Below are 18103 nucleotides of genomic sequence, written 5' to 3' on the forward strand. Positions count from 1 at the left end.
AACGAGGAAACACTTCATGAAATGGATTAATACCCGATCTCATAACGCTTGGCTAGATACAGAAACCGATCGAATCTTTGAATTCGGCAGAAAATCGGTCGTACCAAACGGTTTTGGCTGGGTGGGCAACAACGGCAACATCCGTGAAGAAATGGGTACTCGCCTGTGGATCACCGCGCGTATGCTGCACTGTTACTCGCTGGCAGCGTTGATGGGCCGTCCAGGTGCTTACGATCTGGTTGAGCATGGTATCGCGGCATTAGAAGGTCCTCTGAAAGATAAGGCTCATGGTGGTTGGTACGCGACTATCGACAATGAAGGGGAAGGTATCGTTGATGCGTCCAAGCAGGGTTATCAGCATTGCTTTGTCTTACTCGGTGCAGCCAGTGCCGTGACTACAGGCCACCCGAGGGCTCAGGCACTGTTGGATGAAGCTATTAACGTGTATGAAAACCACTTCTGGTGTGAAGAAAAACAGATGTGTTTCGAGTCTTGGGATGAAACTTTCTCCGAGACGGAAGATTACCGTGGTGGTAATGCGGCGATGCACTCTGTTGAAGCATTCCTGATTGTTTACGATGTAACGAAAGACAAGAAGTGGCTGGATCGTGCACTGCACATCACCGAGTTCATGATCAACAAGACAGCAAAATCTCTGAACTACCGTGTCAATGAACACTTTGACGCAGACTGGAACCCGCTTCCAGACTACAACAAAGAAACCCCAGCCAGTCACTTCCGTGCATACGGCGGTACACCTGGCCACTGGATCGAGTGGGGCCGTTTGATCTGTCACCTACGTGCGACATTGATTGAAATCGGTGCTGACTGCCCTGATTGGCTACTGGAAGATGCTATCGGCCTGTTTGATGCCACTGTGCGTGATGCATGGTCGGTCGATGGTGCGCCGGGCTTTGTGTACTCTGTAGATTGGGACGGCAAGCCGGTTGTTCGTGAACGTATCCGCTGGGCACCAGTGGAAGCAATTGGTACTGCTTATGCGCTGTACACTGTCACAGGGGACGAGAAGTACCAAGAATACTACCGTACATGGTGGGATTACTGCCGCACTTATCTGATTGATTACGAAGGTTGTTCTTGGTGGCAAGAGCTGGATACCAACAACCAGGCTGGCACCAGCAAAGTATGGGATGGTAAGCAAGATATCTACCATCTCATGCACTGTCTTGTGATCCCTCGTCTACCTCTAACACCTGGTCTGGCGCCAGCCCTGGCTGCTGGCTTGCTGGATAAGAACATGGGCTAATGTTTTAAAACGACCACCCTGTGACTTGTCGTTTTATGCGTAAAGGTGATGGCTTTCGGGCTGTCACCTTTTTTTGTCTCAGCGCTTGGCCCTGGCCACTTCCCCCCCTTGAATGAAATAAGATGTGCTCTAGTACTCATTTCTGTCTATTTATGTCTATTTTTGTACCTTCTTGTTGGAAAATGATACATAACTAACAGAAATGAACCTTCTTGACTGTTACTTTATTTACAACAACGAACAAACAAGTGAACAAAGAGGAACACTCAACATGGCTTACATGTCTGGTAAAACAATGATTCAGGAAGCGTGGAACAACGGATATGCGATTGGCGCTTTCACTGCACACAACCTAGAAACAATCAAAGCAGTTCTGCTGGCTGCTGAAGAAGAGCAATCTCCAATCATGATCCAGATTGGCCAGAAAGCCATTAATGAGATGGGCATGGAGCCACTGAAAAACGCTGTTGACTCACTGATGAAGCATCACAACATCTCAGTGCCAGTTTGTATCCACCTAGACCACAGCCGCCAGTTTAAGCAGACAATGGAAGCAGCGCGCTGTAACTTTAACTCTCTAATGTTTGATGGCTCTGCGCTGCCATTCGAAGATAACGTACGTATCACTAAAGCCGTGGTTGAAGTGGCAAATGCACTTGGCCTTGGCTCTGAAGGTGAAATCGGCAAAATCGGCGGTACTGAAGATGACATCACCGTTGATGAGAAAGATGCCATGATCACAACGGTTGAAGAGGCGCTGGACTTCTCTGAGCGCACTGGCGTTGATTACCTGGCGGTGTCTATTGGTACTGCCCATGGTGTCTATAAAACAACACCTGAGCTGAAGTTTGAGCGTCTGTCTGAAATTAAAGAAGCCGTGAAGAAGCCGATTGTCCTACACGGTGGTTCGGGTGTGCCTGATGACCAGGTTATCGAAGCTGTTAAGCGCGGTGTAGCCAAGATCAACGTTGATACAGAGCTTCGCCAAGGCTTTATTGACGGGGTTCAGGCTCACTGGCGTGCGAACGAGAAAGACTACATTCTTGCTGATGTTATGAACAGCGGTATCGCAGCGATGAAAGAAGTGGTACAGCACAAGATCCGTTTGTTTGGTTCAAATGGTAAAGCTTAAATCTTATAAAGTGTCCGTTTTTGGCACATAAGGTACATAAAAATGACATGTTTTGTCCGTATGTGAAAATCGTCACGGATTACTGCCACTAATTAAGTTATCAATATAGCGAATTTATCGGACAGCATGTCATTTACCAAACACATAAATGGACTGGAACAAAAGGGATACACAATGTCTTCACTGAAACCAACAAACGTTATCAGAACTCTTGCTCATGCCAAACATCAGCATGGCCTGAAGCGCTTACATCAAGCTAACGTTCAAGGTAACAGTGAAATGGATAAAACGAACCCAAAAGGTCTCCAGTACTGCTCTTTGATTCAGCAAGGTGTTCGCCTTGGTGTAACAGCGCTATCGCTGACTTAACCCTACTTTAATCGGGCACCTTTATTGGTACCCACTATAACTATGCCCTCATTCACATTGGATGGTGATTCTATGCTGCGTACTATTGAGAAAGCATTGAATATCGTGACAACGCCGTTATCACGACTGTTGCGTCATGTTGCCGGAATACTGCTCTTATTAATGACAGCCATTGTTGTTGCCCAGGTTTTATTTCGCTACGTATTTAATATTCCATTAAGCTGGACTGATGAATCTTCTCGATTCCTAATGATCTATATGACTTATCTGTGTTTACCGTTTGTATATTTAGCAGATAAAAATATAGCCATGACTTTCCTGACTGAAATATTAGAGAAAAAAGCACCTCGCGTTTATTCCTTTTTATTATTGCTAGGCCATATCTCTGCCATGTTGGTGTTCTCTGTCTGGATCACCTTCGGTTGGAACTTCTTCCAAACCGGTTCAGTTATGGCTGATAGCCTGCCTATTCCTATGTACTACGTGTATATCATGCCTCCGGTAATGATGGCAGTCACTATGCTGTATGCCGTACAAAAAAGCATTGCATCTATCCGCGGTATGCTTGGCGATTTTGAAGATGTTTCAAAAACAAGCCAAACAGCAGAAATGCTTGAATCTAACAAACCCGTTGAAGATTCGGATGATACCGAACAACTTGAATTAAAACCGGCGGCGTAAGGGGCAAAACATGGTTTCTCCAATCTTCCTATTATATTTCTTAGTCTTACTTATTATTGGTGTACCGGTATTATTTACCCTTGGTCTGTCACCTATTATTACCCTGTTCCAAAATGAACAGATGCTATTTGCCAATATGCTTTACCAGCGCCTTTATTCTGGCTTGGATAGCTTCCTTCTTCTCGCGCTACCATTCTTTATGTTGGCCGGCGAATGTATGACGGCAGGGGGTATTACCCCACGTATCATCGCTTTTGCCCAAACCATGGTACAGCACCTGCGCGGTGGCCTGGGACATGTGGTTATCCTGGCGGCAACTATCTTTGGTGCCCTGACAGGCTCTGCTGTTGCAGCCACATCCGCTATCGGTGGCATGCTGATTCCCGAGATGAAGAAGTACAAATATGATGCTGGCTATTCGGCAGCGTTGACGGCAGCAGCAACGGTACTGGGAAACATTATTCCGCCGTCAGGCATCATGCTTATCTATGCCTTTGTGATGAACACGTCAGTGGCTGCAATGTTCTTGGCTGGCGTCACACCGGGCATCATCTTCTGTATCGGTTTGATGATTATGAACCGCTACCAGATCCGTAAGTACCCTGCGGTTCAACCAATGGATCGAGCGCCAGCGATGGAGCGCCGCCAGGCATTTAAATTGGCGATTCTGCCTTTGATGACACCTGTGATTATCCTGGGTGGTATTTACGGCGGTATCTTTACCCCAACAGAAGCTGCCGCAGTCGCTGTTGCTTACGCCATTGTTGTTTCGCTTTACATCATCCGTGCAACCAATGTGAAAGCGACCTACGCCTTGTTTGCCAAGGTGGCTGTAAACGCCGCATCAATCTTGATTATCGTGGCAGCTGCGAGTGGTTTTGCCTCATTGATCAGCCTGTCTGGCGTGTCCGCCATGGTGGCTGACTTCATGAATGGCATTACTGACAACCCTTACCTATTGTTCGCGATTATCAATGTGCTGTTGTTCATCATCGGGATGTTCCTCGATGCTGGCCCAGCCATCCTGATTTTCGCACCTATCTTTGCCCCAATCATGATCAGTGCCGGTATCGACCCAGTCCACTTCGGTGTCGTGATGTGTGCAAACCTGTCGATTGGCTTGGCGACCCCGCCAATGGGGCTAGTACTGTTCGTGGCATCGGGCGTATCCAAAGTTTCGGTGGCGGAAATCTCGAAGAAGATTATCCCTTTCCTACTGGTTGAAGTGGCGCTGATTTTCTTGATTTCCTGCTTCCCACAGCTGGTTATCGGCTTACCTCAACTGTTCGGCATTATGTAGAAGAATTAAAAACTGGCGTGCTTAGGCACAACCTCTAAATTTCCTATAACGGTATAATTATTATGAAAAAAACACTTTTGACATTAGCGACCTCTGCAGCACTTATGGTATCTGGCACTACGCTGGCGGCAACTGAATTTAATGTGGTTCACCTGACGTCGCCTGATAGCTACAACCACCAGTCGCTGTTGGTATTCAAAAACCACCTGGAAACCCGTTCTAACGGTGAGCTGAAGGTTAAGATTTACGGCTCAGGCCAGCTTTGTGGTTCGGGTAAAGAATGTATTGCCGGGGTCCAAGCCGGTATGTTCGATTACTTCCCAACCACAGTGTCTGAGATTGCTTACTACTGGAAGCCTGCTGAATCCTTTGACTTGCCATACCTGCTGCCAAATGACCGTGTGGCTGAGTGTGTGTACGGTAACGATCAGTTTATTGCCGATGTTCGTGGCAATGTATTGAAGAAAGCGCCGAATGTTCGCTTGATGATGGTGGCAAACTCGGGCGGTTGGCGTAACTTCGCGACCACCAAAAAAGCGGTCAAAACACCGGAAGATGTCAATGGTATGAAGATCCGTACAGTACCGGCCAAGGTTCAACAGGATCTCGTCAAAGAACTTGATGGCTCACCAACTCCAATCGCTTGGCCTGAAGTATACACAGCGCTATCAACGGGTGTGGTTGAGGGCACCAAGAACGGTATCGTCGATATTATCCAGAGCCGTTTCCACGAAAGCTTGGATTACCTAACATTGGATGGCCATGCGTACATGGGCGGTGCATGGTTGATGTCTGACATGAAGTTCAAGTCGCTGTCGCCTGAGCTGAAGAAAGTGGTCTTGGATGGTATCGACGCTCAGCAGCAGTACCTCATGTCTTATCCGAAGCATAACGAATACGCCTCGTACGAAGAGTTCAAGAAAGCCAACGGCAAGATCTACAACCCGTCTGCGACAGAAAAAGAAGCGTTCAAGAAAGCGACCCAGCCAGTGGTTGATAGCTGGGCGAAAAATGCCGATGCCGAAGGTAAAAAGTGGCTAGAGCGTTTCCAGAATGAGATTAAAACCTGTGAAGCGAAAATTGATGCGTCTTACCAGCTATCAATGTAATTCAATTGCTTAATTAGTTTTTAGTGCCAGCTAATATCGGCTGGCCTTTTTTGATGGGAGAGAAATAGGGTCATGATAAATGACAAGGGTAACCTCACTGCCAAAGCGCAGAAGATTCTGCACGGTCTTGGTGGGCTTGATAACTTAGTCGCAGGGCAAATTGATAACTGTGCCACCCGTCTTCGTATTCAAATGGTGGATCTAGATGCGGTAGATGAAAATATACTGCGTCGCCAGGGAGCGCTGGGGTTTATTAAGTTGCCGGAAAACCAAGTACAGGTCGTGTTCTTTGATGTTCATGCTATTACTGAAGCGCTCAGAGATGTCATTGCTGCAGAAGTGGCTTAGGCTATTGGCTTTGAGGCAATTAGCGAAGAATACAAAGCGAGGGGAGTACCCTCGCTTTTTTCATCTGATATGAAGGTTAAGCCGTTTGTGCGTCTTTTGAATCAGTCTCTTCGCTAACATCTGTCTCAATAAGTTTGTTGAGGCGTGGTGCCAAGTAGACACAAACCAAACCAACAACGGTTGACGCAATCGCCAAGGCATAGAAGTAATTACCATAAGAAACCAAACTTTCAACCGGTGTCATCTCCGCTTCGCCAGTTGACGACAGGCCTGCCACCCAAGCCCCAGCGACTGATGCCAGCGCTAGCGTCATGTTCCATGCCCCATAGATGAATCCACGGATACGGCTCGGGAACAGTTTGGCGATGGCAGAGAGACCAAGGGCAGAAATCAACAGCTCACCGATGGCAAACAGGAAGTGCGGTGCTGCAATCCAGAATGGGTTGAGCATGCCGTTCTCGTCGCCGAAGTATTGTGAGAAACCGGCCAAACCAAAGGCGGCGGCACATACCAACATACCCAGCGCAAATTTGCCCGGCATGGATAAGTCTTTGCCTTTCTCGCCCAGCGTGGTGTAGATATGAGCCAGTACAGGACTGAGGAAGATAATCCACAATGGGTTGAAGGACTGGTACGACACTGGGTTGATGGCAATACCGAAGATCTCTGCTTCAACATTATTGATAGCGAAGAAGTTCAGCGACGTTGGCATTTGGTTATACAGTACGAAGAAGGCCAAAGCCTGTCCCATCAGTACCAAGCCGACAATCATGCGCTTGCGGCTGATTGGGGCTTCTTTCTTCATTTCTTTGGTGATCAGGAATAGGATCACCAGTGCGGCCATTGCCAATACAAACTGGGCCAGTGGCAAGTTGGTGAGCAGGTAACTTGCCAATGCGACGGCAATCAGCGCACCAGACAAGAACAGGCTATTGGTCTTGAATGGGATAGCATGTTTGTCGGCCTCTGTGGCTTTGTTGATCTTTTTGTTGAGCATAAGGTAGGTAATGACGTTCACCGCCATACCAACGCCCGACAAGATAAACGCCGATGTCCAACCAATGCTGTATGCCATGATGGGCGCGCCCAGTTGGGCAACAAAAGCACCGATATTGTTGACCATGTAGAACAGGGTATAGGCGCCGTCTAAGCGGGGATCATTCTTGTCGTAGGCGGAAGCGATAATGGTCGGTGGAGCAACGCTGCCGATACCGCGGCCAACCGCAACCGTACCTAAGCCGACAAAGACGAAATGTGGTTGGGCAGTGATTGCCGAGTAGGCAATGATGAAATAACCAAGGCCCTGGAAAAAGAACCCCCAGACCAGGGTACGTTTGGCTCCAAGGATTTTATCGGCAAGCCAACCACCGACAAACAGCATGGCAGCGCCCAGTGCGGCGAATGCCCCGAAAGTAGCGAACGAGGTTTTTTGGTCGATACCCAGCTCATCGCCGAGGAATACCGGTAAAATCGCCCATAGGCTATAGAAAGACAGCGCCCACCAGAACTGGCATGAACAAAGGATATAGAAAGTTATAGGATGTTTCTTTTTCATGTGTGGAGTCCCGTTAATGATTACATTTCCCCAATTGAGCTCACGTTGCGTGATCTAGTTTTTTGCTGATCACGCAACATGACGTTATTGGCTATAGAGCTTTGGTGTAGAAAGTCTTATAGGCGCGGTACAGTTCGAAGATGTCGAACTTGGAAGATAATTCGAAGGGTGAATGCATGGAGAGCAGCGCCGCCCCAGCATCGATAGTGTTGATACCATAATGGGCCAGGTATTTGGCCACCGTGCCGCCGCCCCCTTCATCGACTTTGCCAAGTAGGCCGGTCTGCCAGCTGATTTCATGCTCGTCGAAGATACGGCGCAGTGCGGCAACATATTCGGCGTCTGCATCGTTGGAAGCGACCTTGCCACCATGGCCGGTGTATTTGGTCAGCACCAGCCCGTAACCCAGCTTGGACGCATTCTGTGCGTCGTGAACAGATTCGAACAGCGGGTTGAGTCCGGCGTTGACATCAGAAGACAAGGCATAAGATTGCCATAGGCAGCGGCGAAGCAATTGGTCGTTGTAGCTGCCGCCAGCCTGGCGGATCAACAGCTCACCAACGAAGAATTCCAGATAACGCGATTCCAAGCCGGTTGCACCAGAAGATCCTATCTCTTCTTTATCAACCAAGAAGCAGACCGCGGTTTGCTCTGGTGTTGGGATATCAAAGATGGCTTCCAGCGAGGTGTAGGCACAGATGCGATCATCCTGGCCGTAAGCGCCGATCAACCCCTGATCAATACCGACATCGCGGGCGTTACCTGCTGGTACCAGCATCAGTTCAGCAGAGATGAAGTCGGTCTCGCTAATTTCGTATTTTTCGAAAAGCTTGGTGAGCACGTGGTGTTTAACTTTGTCTTTGACTTTTTCATCATCAAAGGCCATTGGTACCGAGCCGACAATAATCTGAAGCTCTTCACCTTTAAGCACTTCATCTGCTTTGCGATCACGCTGCACTTTGCGGTCAAGGTGAGGAAGAAGGTCCGGGATTGTGAACACAGGATCAGACTCTTCTTCGCCTATCGCGATATCAACGCGACGGCCAGATTTAGTCACGACGACACCATGCAGTGCAAGGGGGCGAGATGCCCATTGGTACTTTTTGATACCACCGTAATAGTGGGTTCGCATCAGTGCCAGTTCATGCTTTTCATGCATTGGGTTGGGTTTTAGATCCAGGCGAGGAGAGTCAATGTGCGAAACAACAAAGCGAATACCGTCTTGAATCGCTTGTTGGCCGATAATCGCCAGCACGACGTTTTTATTTCTATTAATGAAGTAGGCTTTATCACCAGGCTTGAGTTGCTCAAACTCTTCTATTGGGCGGAAGCCTTGTTGTTGGGCTTTTTCAATGGCGACGTTTACGCATTGGCGTTCGGTTTTTCCTTTATTGAGGAAGTGTTTGTAGTCTTCGCAGAAATGATTGATGTCATTAACTTGGGTATTATCGAGATTTAACCAACCATTCGTATATTGCAGCGTTTCCATTGCTTATCTCCAAAAGGGCGATGAATTTCACCGTGAAGACTATCACTCCGCATTTGCTGTTTAATGTGAGTTTGATCTGCTTATATAAACAAAATAATCAGATTTTAATGCTGGTTCATTGATGGTTTTGTAATTAAATATCCTCCTGCATTTGTTTTTTTGGTGCTGGCGAGAAAGTGCTTGCTTACAGCCTGAATATCAAACTCTATATTGGTTTAACACTTATTACCATTAGGGGGAGAGGGTTTGAAAATATGAATTAAAGGTGTTTGAAATTAAAGTTACGGTAAGAGAAAAGCCTATAAAAAAGCATGTTTATTTGAACTCTATATTCCCCGTTTAAAGCTGTATAGCAAAGCAGTACTTTTATTTCCATTAATCATTAGTTTTTCTCATGACAATCTTCAGTAAGCGATTATCATCAAATTTATATAATTTTGTTGAAGCGAGATCACGTAAGTTTCCTAGGTGAGTATAAATTCACTTAAAATAGAATAATTACGTAAAAATTCATTATCAGAACATTTTTAGTATCCTTTTGGTAACAGTCCATTCACAGAAGGGCTATTTTTATAAGCATTAATATGACCTGGGTATCATAATGATTGGTGCTGTAGAGTTTTATGCTGGAATTGGGCGTTGCTCACAAAAATTATGACATTACTAATTATAATCGACTCTAAGTTTTACGAACAAGAAGCTATCACTGGGTAAAAGCTAAATTATAAAAGAATTATCTACCCAAGAGAGATACGGCAGCCCTTTTGATAACTAAAGGTATTGAAGTTTGATATTTGGTTCTCATAAGCATGGAAGGTCTGCGAAAAACTGATTTGTTTTAAGTGCACTCTATATACCCCGGTGTTTGGAGTGTGGTGTGAAATAGCAATCGGTGAAAAATATGTCAGAACTATACGATGTCATTATTATCGGTGGCGGTGCTGGTGGAATGTCTGCTGGTGTCTACGCTGCACGCGGTAAAATGAAAACCCTGATCATTGAAGATAAAAGAAATACAGGTGGTCAGGCCGCAACAACCAGTGAAATGGAAAACTACCCTGGTATTTTGGAGGCCACCGGCCCGCAGTTGATGGATATGTTCCGGGAACACTGTGACAAATTCGGTGTGCAGTTTGCTCGAGGTTTGGTTACCGGTATTTCTATTGCTGAAGATGGCTTTATTAAAACCATAACCACCAATAAAGGCGAAACCTACCAGACCAAAAGCATTATTGTCGCAACAGGGGCAACTCCACGCATCCTAGGTATTACCGGTGAGTCTGAGTTTCGTGGTAAAGGGGTCTCATACTGCGCCACATGTGATGCTGATTTCTATGAAGAGCTGGATGTTGTGGTGGTTGGCTCGGGCAATACGGCAGTTGAAGAGTCTGTCTTCCTGACCAAGTTTGTCAACAAAGTCACCATGATTGTACTGCATGACCAGGGCATCCTTGATGCAGATCGGACAGCACAGGAGCAGGCTTTCGCTAATGAGAAAATTGAGTTCGTCTGGAACTCTGTAGTGGAAGAAATCACCGGTGATGAATTGGTTAACGGCGTGAAGCTCAAGAACCTCAAAACTGGCGAGATCAGTGAACTGGCTGCTGACGGTGTGTTCATGTTTGTCGGTACGGTGCCAAAAACAGACTTTGTCAAAGAGTTAATCGAGCTGACACCACAGGGTTATGTCATTACCAATGACAAGCAGGAAACCAGTGTACCGGGCATTTTTGCCGTTGGTGATGTGACCGATAAATTCCTCCGCCAGGTGGTGACCGCTGCGGGTGATGGGGCCGTCGCCGCTGTGGCAGCCGACCGCTATATCGAGGAAGAAGAAAGCTGGCGCAAGTCGGTATCGGAGTTTGGTGGCACGGCGATGGTGGCATTCTGGAACCCGCTCAGCAAAGAAAGTTTGGATGTGATCAACCAGCTTGAGCTGAAGTGCAAAGGCCACCCAGAGCAGCGTGTTGTGACGATTGATACCTATAAGAGCCAGAACATTGCGAACCGTTTCTCGGTATCTGAAGTGCCTGTAGTGATTCGATTTGACGCTGGGCAGGAAGCCAAGCGAGTAGATGTTAAGGATATTACCGAGTTAGAAACTCTGTATTAAGGGAAACGCAATGATAGAACTAACCAAAGAAAACTTTGATGCCGAAGTGAAAACCGATGGCATCGTATTGGTGGATTTCTGGAGCGAAAACTGTGGCCGCTGCATCGAATTGATGCCAGAGGTGATGGCGCTGGCTGAGAAATACGGCGATGACATCAAATTCTGCAAATTGAATATTCAAGGTAACCGTCGCCTAGCGATGGCGCAGAAAGTGATGGGGCTACCTTCTTTTGTTTTCTACCGTAACGGCGAGAAAGCAAAGCACCTTTCAGGTGAAGAGTTAGAAATCGAACATGTAGAAAGCATGCTCGAAAGCTTTGTGGCAGAAATAGCCTAAAGCAAGAATTTGTATTGAATGGGTGAAAGCCCGTTGGCACAAATACACCGGTGAGTAATCACCATTATAAAACTATGTAATTTATGTAATCCGTACCCTTGGAGTGAACAATGCTCAAAGATAAGAAAGTCATTATCTTGGGAGACAGGGACGGTGTACCGGGCCAGGCAATTGAAGCCTGCATTAAAACAGCCGGTGCGCATGTTCTTTTCTCTACAACTGAGTGTTTCGTCTGAACCAGCGCAGGTGCTATGGATCTGGAAAACCAAAAGAGGATTAAAGGTTTCGCTGACGAGTTCGGCCCAGAGAATCTGGTTGTCGTGCTTGGCGGTGCAGAAGCGGAAGCTTCTGGCCTAGCGTGTGAAACCGTGACTAACGGCGATCCTACTTTTGCCGGACCATTGGCCGGAGTCCAGTTGGGACTCTCTTGTTATCATGTGGTTGAGCCGGAAATTAAAGACAATGTCGACGCTGCTATCTATGACGAGCAGGTCAGCATGATGGAAATGGTACTTGATGTCGATGCCATCGTGGCGGAAGTCAAAGAGTATCGTGAGCAATTTGGTAAGTATGTTTAATCGGGAGCAGAATTGTGTTCGCTAACAAAACAGTGATCATTCTGGGAGACCGTGATGGCGTACCTGGGCAGGCAATCGAAGCTTGCATGAAGACAACAGGTGCTCACGTTGCTTTCTCCACCACAGAATGTTTCGTCTGAACAAGCGCTGGCGCAATGGATCTTGAGAACCAAAAGCGGATTAAAGCCCTAGCCGATGAAAAAGGCGCCGAGAATCTGGTTGTGATTCTAGGTGGCGCAGAAGCGGAAGCTTCTGGCCTAGCGTGTGAAACCGTCACCACCGGTGATCCGACTTTTGCAGGACCATTGGCGGGAGTCCAGTTAGGACTCTCTTGTTATCACGTGGTTGAAGACGAAGTTAAAAATGCCGTCGATCCGGCTGTTTATGAAGAACAAGTTGGAATGATGGAAATGGTACTTGATGTCGATGCTATCAAAGCGGAAATGCAACAATACCGCAGCGAAACTGCATTAGCATAAGTATATCTCAATGCTGGTTCGGATCTGTTTTCAAACAGGCAGGTTCGAACCTTTTATCCGGCTCGGATGCAGGAGTAACAATGGGATACGCAGTAATCAAAGGCGTGAGCTATGTGCTCGCCCATACCCCAGATGTGTTGATCCAACACGGTTCGGTGCAAGTTCAGACCAGGGCAAAAGACCCGTCAGACGCTTACTTGCAGCAGTTGAAAGACCACCTTCGCCCCTTTGAAGAAGTGGTATCTTACCCCGCGAACCAGTGCTACATCGGAAACCTGACCCCACAGCAGTTGGCAGATATTCCCCTTCCTTGGTATGAAAACCATGACCATACCTCCCATGAAGGCAAGTTCGGTGAAATCTATAGCCAGCCCCAATTTTATGCCATGTTGAATCATGTTGATGTGTTCAACTTGGTCCACTTAACCCAGGAATTCATTGATACCTATCAGTCCAGTGCTGGCCACCACCCGCTTTATGGCGAGGTTGATTTATTAGCAGGCCACCAACTGATCAGCAAAGATGAGATCTTGGCGTTGGTTGAACATCATCAGGCCGAAGTGCTGATGATGAACGGCGAGCTGATCGGCTGTGTCAAAGCCGCCCACGACGAAGACGAAAACCTCTCCGCCCACATCATGCTGGAAAACCTTTGTACCAAGGCATCGGGCGTGATGGCAGCCATGCACCTCAAGCAGCAGGGTATTGAGCTTGATAATGTTGACTACATTATCGAGTGTTCGGAAGAAGCCTGTGGTGATATCAACCAGCGCGGCGGCGGTAACTTCGCTAAAGCCATCGGTGAAATCATCGGCTGTAACCGCGCAACGGGCTCTGATGTACGTGGTTTCTGTGCGGCACCTGCCCATGCGATGACCTTGGCGGCAGCACTGGTTAAATCCGGCGTGTTCAAGAACGTGATGGTTGTTGCTGGTGGTGCGGTCGCCAAGCTGGGCATGAACGGCCGTGACCATGTGAAGCAAAACATGCCAGTTTTGGAAGACTGCCTGGCGGGCTTTGCCTGTATGGTGACTGAAAACGACGGCATCAGCCCGGAAATCAACACTGATATTATCGGTAGGCACCAGATCGGTACCGGCTCATCGCCACAAGCGGTAATGACTGCCTTGATTGCCAATCCGCTGAAAGCGGCGGGCATGAAGATGACGGATATCGACAAATACTCGGTGGAAATGCAAAACCCAGAGATCACCAAGCCAGCCGGTGCCGGCAATGTGCCTGAGTCTAACTACAAGATGATTGCAGCATTGGCTGTGAAAGAAGGCCAGATGGAGCGCACCCAGCTTCCCGCTTTCGTCCAGCAGCATGGTATGACAGGCTTTGCCCCTACCCAGGGTCATATCCCATCAGGGGTGCCTTTCCTTGGTTTTGGCCGTGAGATGATCGTCAACGGCGATATCAACAATTTCATGATGGTCGGCAAAGGCAGCTTGTTCCTCGGTCGTATGACCAACCTGTTCGATGGCCTCAGCTTTGTGGTGCAGAAGAACAGTGGCAAGCAGGCAGAAGCCTTTGACGAAGATCAGGTGAAACAAGTCGTTGCGCAGGCAATGCGCGATGTGGCTGAGAACCTACTGTCCCCTAAACAGGGCAAGCAGTAACCGGAGGCTGAGATGTCGAATATCAATCAACAACTGGCCGACACCTTCAATGCCATGGCAGATGGCTTGATGAGTGGTCAGTTTGGCAAAAAACTTCGCATCGGCCTGACTCTGATTGGCAGTGAGCACGGATCACAAGAATTATTGCGCGGGGCACAAATGGTTTCCCGCCAGTACAGTGATATCGAACCGGTGCTGATTGGCTGTGATGAACCAGATTGTGGCTTCGAATGTTATCCGGCAGCGGATTTGCATGAGTGCCACAAGGTGATGGAAAGCCTGTTTGCCGAGCAGCAGCTCGATGGCTGCGTCACCCTTCATTACGCTTTCCCATTAGGAGTAAGCACCATGGGCAAGGTGGTCACACCGTCAACGGGGCGTGAGATGATCATCGCTTCTACGACAGGCACCACCGATACCCAGCGTCAGGCAGCCATGCTGAAAAATGCGATTTACGGTATCGCATTGGCGAAATCAACAGGGATCGAAAAGCCGACAATAGGTGTTCTCAATGTTGATGGAGCGGCGGTGTGCGAGCGTGCACTGCGCGAGTTGCAACAGGGCGGTTACGATATCCAGTTTGCCCAATCAGGGCGTGCTGATGGCGGTATTGCCATGCGTGGCAACGATCTGCTGCAGGGCACACCGGATGTCATGGTGACCGATAGCCTGACAGGCAACCTCTTGATGAAAATGTTCTCGTCATTTACGACTGGTGGTAGTTATGAAGCCTCTGGCTTTGGCTATGGACCGGGGTTAGGTGAGGGCGCGACGAAACAACCTGTGAATATCATCTCACGGGCGTCAGGCGCACCGGTTGTGGCAGGAGCCATGAGGTTGTGTGCTGACGCAGCGAGAGGAGAGGTTATGAAGCGCGTTGACGAGGAATGGGAAGCCGCCACCCTGTCAGGGTTAAACAGTGTCTTGACCAAGTATTGCACGGCCAAGCCCGCTGCGGAGCAGGCCGAAACAGTGGTTGCACCGCCAGAGAAAGTCACCGACGCAGAGATAGGCGGGATCGATATCCTCGCTATCGAAGATGCTTGCCAAGCACTGTGGAAAGCGAACATTTTTGCCCGCACGGGGATGGGCTGTACCGGTCCTATCGTGTTGGTGGCAAAAAGTGATTTGGAGCAAGCAAAAACCAAATTAGTTGAGGCAGACTATATCAGCTAATTATGGATTTTTGCTTTAAATCCAGATAATTACACTATTCTGCTTTGTTGGAATAGATCATCGGGTAGTTCGCTACCCTTACCGTCCACTTCAAAGGAATTAGAGATGACAGAGAAAATTCGTCTGACGCAGATGACCAAGAAAGCCGGGTGAGCCGCTAAAATAGGCCCCAAGGCCATGGCGCAGGTTCTGCAGTCCATTTCACCCCTATTTCCCGAACAAGCGTATCCCAATCTGATGGTTGGGCTGACGGTAAGCGATGATGCTGCCGTCTACAAAATCAACGACGATGTTGCCGTTATCCAAACATTGGATTTCTTTACTCCAATCGTGGATGACCCCTATGACTTCGGTGCCATTGCCGCGGCGAATGCCTTGAGTGATGTGTATGCCATGGGTGGTCAGGTAACACTGGCGATGAATATCTTTTGTGTGCCAACAGACCTTCCGCAGGAAGTCGTCGGCCAGATCCTCAAAGGCGGCGCGGAGAAAGTCCGTGAAGCTGGCGCGGTATTGGTTGGCGGTCATACCGTGGAAGACAGCGAGCCGAAATTTGGCTTGTCTGTGATGGGCACTATTCACCCGTCTAAAGTGCAAACCAAGGCGGCGGTGGAAAGTGGCGATGTCCTCGTACTGACCAAACCGATTGGTACTGGGTTGATCTCAACAGCAGCGAAACGCGGCAAAGCCAGTCAGGCGGCGATCCAAGCTTCGACTGACAGCATGAAAATGCTAAACCGCAAAGCGGCTGAGATTTTTGCCAACTACCCCGTTAAGGCTTGTACCGATGTCACTGGCTACTCTCTGCTGGGCCACGCCCACGAGATGGCTGAGAAAAGTGATATCTGCATGCACTTCAAGGCGGAGCAGGTGCCGTTCTTACCTGAAGCTGAAGACTATGCCGCCCAAGGGTTATTCCCTGGCGGGGCGAAGCGCAACCTCGATGCGTACCGCGAAGACATAGTGTTTGCTGATGGTCTGGATGAAAGTTGGCATCGCAAGCTGTGCTGCCCGGAAACCTCCGGTGGCCTGCTGGCAGCTGTACCGAAAGATTGTCTGGATGCGTTATTAACTGAATTTAGCAGTCAAGATGAACCCTGTTGGGTTGTCGGGTATGCCGAGGAAGGTTCTGGCCTTAAGGTCAGCTAACTCGGTCACTAATTAGGTTGTCTGGCCTCGGCCGAGGCCGGCACCTTGCTAAATCAATTCTATCTTGGGATCCCCTCCCATTTGACGCTTGTTTGGAGAAACACATGAAACTCGAACTAGGCAATATCCATGTTCGTGATCTGGCCTTTGGTCCAGTAAGCGAAGTCAAAGAAAATACTGTGGTCATCGATCAGCAGGCATTAATTGCCCACCTGACCGAGCTGGATCACCGTATCCGCTCATTAGAACTGTCTATCGCCAAACCGGGTGACAGTACCCGTATTATGCCGGTCAAAGATGTTATTGAACCGCGTGTAAAAGTTGGCTGCGAAGGCGATATCTTCCCTGGCCGTCACCTAGGCGAAGAAGCCATGGTCGGTGAAGGCCGCACCCATGTGCTAAAAGGCATGGCAGTGGTGACGACTGGCGAGATCGTTGGTTTCCAGGAAGGGATCATCGATATGAGCGGCCCGGGTGCGGATTACACGCCGTTCTCATCGACACTGAACCTAGTTATCCAATGTGAAGTGGATGAAAGCTGCAACCAGTACGACCATGAAGGAGTGGTGCGTTTGGTGGGCCTAGAAGCCGCTCGTTGGATCGGTCGTTTGGCTGAGCATGTTGAGCCGCAAGAGATTGAGACTTACGAAACCAAGCCATTGCTAGAGCAAGCTGCAGAGTTCCCGCACCTACCGAAGGTGGGTTATGTCTACATGCTTCAAAGCCAAGGCTTGCTGCACGACACATACTACTACGGTGTTGATGTGAAAGGCATTCTGCCAACATTGATGTACCCAACGGAAGTGATGGACGGTGCGATCATCAGTGGTAACTGTGTATCGGCCTGTGACAAGAACACCAGTTATGTTCACCAGAACAGCCCGGTCATTTACGACCTATACCGCCACCACGGCACCAAGTACAACTTCATGGGTGTTATCGTGACGAACGAAAACGTCACCCTGAAAGATAAAGAGCGCTCTTCGAACTTTACTGTCAAGCTTGCTAAGCAAATGGGATGGGAAGCGGCGATTGTGAGTGAAGAAGGCTTTGGTAACCCTGATGCCGACTTGATGATGAACTGTGCCAAGTTGGAAGCAGCAGGCATCAAGACCGTATTGCTAACCGACGAATATGCCGGGCAGAACGGCGAAAGCCAGTCATTGGCTGACTCGCACAAGAGTGCCGATGCGGTGATCACCAACGGTAACGCAAACCAGCTAGTGACTTTGCCAGCGATGAATACTGTGATTGGCCATGACCGCTACGCAGACGTGGTTGCAGGTGGATTTAATGGCAGCTTGCATGAAGACGGTTCAATCACTGTAGAGCTACAGGCGATTATCGGTGCAACCAGTGAGCTTGGTTTCCATACCCTCACCACCAAAGCTAGTTAAGC

General features: G+C 48.5%; 17 protein-coding genes. 15 read left to right on the forward strand and 2 right to left on the reverse strand.

All coding sequences use genetic code 11. From position 1 onward, the window contains the following. The first annotated feature begins 16 nt into the window (after positions 1-16). The 7 genes from ACXAD4_RS25730 (at position 17) to ACXAD4_RS25760 (ending at position 6206) form a co-directional block, all read left to right on the forward strand. A complete protein-coding gene (locus ACXAD4_RS25730; protein WP_475244858.1) occupies positions 17-1267 on the forward strand; it encodes an AGE family epimerase/isomerase in 1251 nt (416 codons plus the stop codon). A gap of 271 nt (positions 1268-1538) precedes the next feature. Beyond that, positions 1539-2399 carry a class II fructose-bisphosphate aldolase gene (locus ACXAD4_RS25735; RefSeq protein WP_475244859.1) on the forward strand — a complete coding sequence of 287 codons (861 nt, stop codon included), beginning with the start codon at positions 1539-1541 and terminating at the stop codon, positions 2397-2399. Between the two features lie 174 nt (positions 2400-2573). Further along, on the forward strand, positions 2574-2768 hold the full coding sequence (locus ACXAD4_RS25740; protein ID WP_475244860.1) for a hypothetical protein: 195 nt from the start codon (positions 2574-2576) through the stop codon (positions 2766-2768). Positions 2769-2840: 72 nt separating this feature from the next. Next, positions 2841-3449, forward strand: coding sequence for a TRAP transporter small permease (locus ACXAD4_RS25745; RefSeq protein WP_107296096.1), 609 nt, complete (start codon positions 2841-2843; stop codon positions 3447-3449). Between the two features lie 10 nt (positions 3450-3459). After that, positions 3460-4749, forward strand: a complete 1290-nt coding sequence (locus ACXAD4_RS25750; RefSeq protein ID WP_475244861.1) for a TRAP transporter large permease — start codon at positions 3460-3462, stop codon at positions 4747-4749. Between the two features lie 62 nt (positions 4750-4811). Beyond that, the gene (locus ACXAD4_RS25755; protein ID WP_475244862.1) at positions 4812-5858 is read left to right on the forward strand and encodes a TRAP transporter substrate-binding protein; all 1047 of its coding nucleotides are present in this window, start codon (positions 4812-4814) and stop codon (positions 5856-5858) included. Between the two features lie 72 nt (positions 5859-5930). After that, positions 5931-6206, forward strand: coding sequence for a PTS sugar transporter subunit IIB (locus tag ACXAD4_RS25760; RefSeq protein ID WP_475244863.1), 276 nt, complete (start codon positions 5931-5933; stop codon positions 6204-6206). 76 nt (positions 6207-6282) lie between these two features. On the opposite strand, the gene ACXAD4_RS25765 is transcribed toward ACXAD4_RS25760, so the two are convergent. Next, positions 6283-7761, reverse strand: a complete 1479-nt coding sequence (locus tag ACXAD4_RS25765) for an oligopeptide:H+ symporter (protein WP_475244864.1) — start codon at positions 7759-7761, stop codon at positions 6283-6285. Between the two features lie 91 nt (positions 7762-7852). Beyond that, entirely contained in the window at positions 7853-9250 is a 1398-nt protein-coding gene (locus ACXAD4_RS25770; RefSeq protein WP_475244865.1) for an aminopeptidase, read from the reverse strand. Positions 9251-10151: 901 nt separating this feature from the next. Here ACXAD4_RS25770 and trxB point away from each other — a divergent pair. From trxB to ACXAD4_RS25810, 8 genes are all read left to right on the forward strand, one after another. Beyond that, positions 10152-11363 (forward strand): thioredoxin-disulfide reductase, encoded by a 1212-nt coding sequence (trxB, locus tag ACXAD4_RS25775; RefSeq protein WP_475244866.1) that lies wholly within the window; start codon positions 10152-10154, stop codon positions 11361-11363. Positions 11364-11373: 10 nt separating this feature from the next. After that, complete coding sequence (trxA, locus tag ACXAD4_RS25780) at positions 11374-11700, forward strand: thioredoxin TrxA (RefSeq protein ID WP_475244867.1); 327 nt, start codon at positions 11374-11376, stop codon at positions 11698-11700. A gap of 110 nt (positions 11701-11810) precedes the next feature. Then, positions 11811-12278 carry a glycine/sarcosine/betaine reductase complex selenoprotein A gene (grdA, locus tag ACXAD4_RS25785; protein WP_082008543.1) on the forward strand — a complete coding sequence of 156 codons (468 nt, stop codon included), beginning with the start codon at positions 11811-11813 and terminating at the stop codon, positions 12276-12278. 14 nt (positions 12279-12292) lie between these two features. Next, positions 12293-12757: a glycine/sarcosine/betaine reductase complex selenoprotein A gene (gene grdA, locus ACXAD4_RS25790; protein WP_157097639.1), complete on the forward strand. Its 465-nt coding sequence runs from the start codon at positions 12293-12295 to the stop codon at positions 12755-12757. Positions 12758-12837: 80 nt separating this feature from the next. Continuing rightward, positions 12838-14379 (forward strand): glycine/sarcosine/betaine reductase complex component C subunit beta, encoded by a 1542-nt coding sequence (grdC, locus tag ACXAD4_RS25795; RefSeq protein WP_475244868.1) that lies wholly within the window; start codon positions 12838-12840, stop codon positions 14377-14379. A gap of 12 nt (positions 14380-14391) precedes the next feature. After that, positions 14392-15555, forward strand: coding sequence for a glycine/sarcosine/betaine reductase complex component C subunit alpha (gene grdD / locus ACXAD4_RS25800; protein WP_475244869.1), 1164 nt, complete (start codon positions 14392-14394; stop codon positions 15553-15555). Positions 15556-15660: 105 nt separating this feature from the next. Further along, complete coding sequence (gene selD, locus ACXAD4_RS25805; protein WP_317520560.1) at positions 15661-16704, forward strand: selenide, water dikinase SelD; 1044 nt, start codon at positions 15661-15663, stop codon at positions 16702-16704. A gap of 104 nt (positions 16705-16808) precedes the next feature. Then, positions 16809-18101 (forward strand): glycine/sarcosine/betaine reductase component B subunit, encoded by a 1293-nt coding sequence (locus ACXAD4_RS25810; protein WP_475244870.1) that lies wholly within the window; start codon positions 16809-16811, stop codon positions 18099-18101. The last annotated feature ends 2 nt before the right edge of the window (positions 18102-18103 follow it).

It is taken from the genome of Photobacterium sp. AWH4_225 (genome assembly GCF_056158405.1).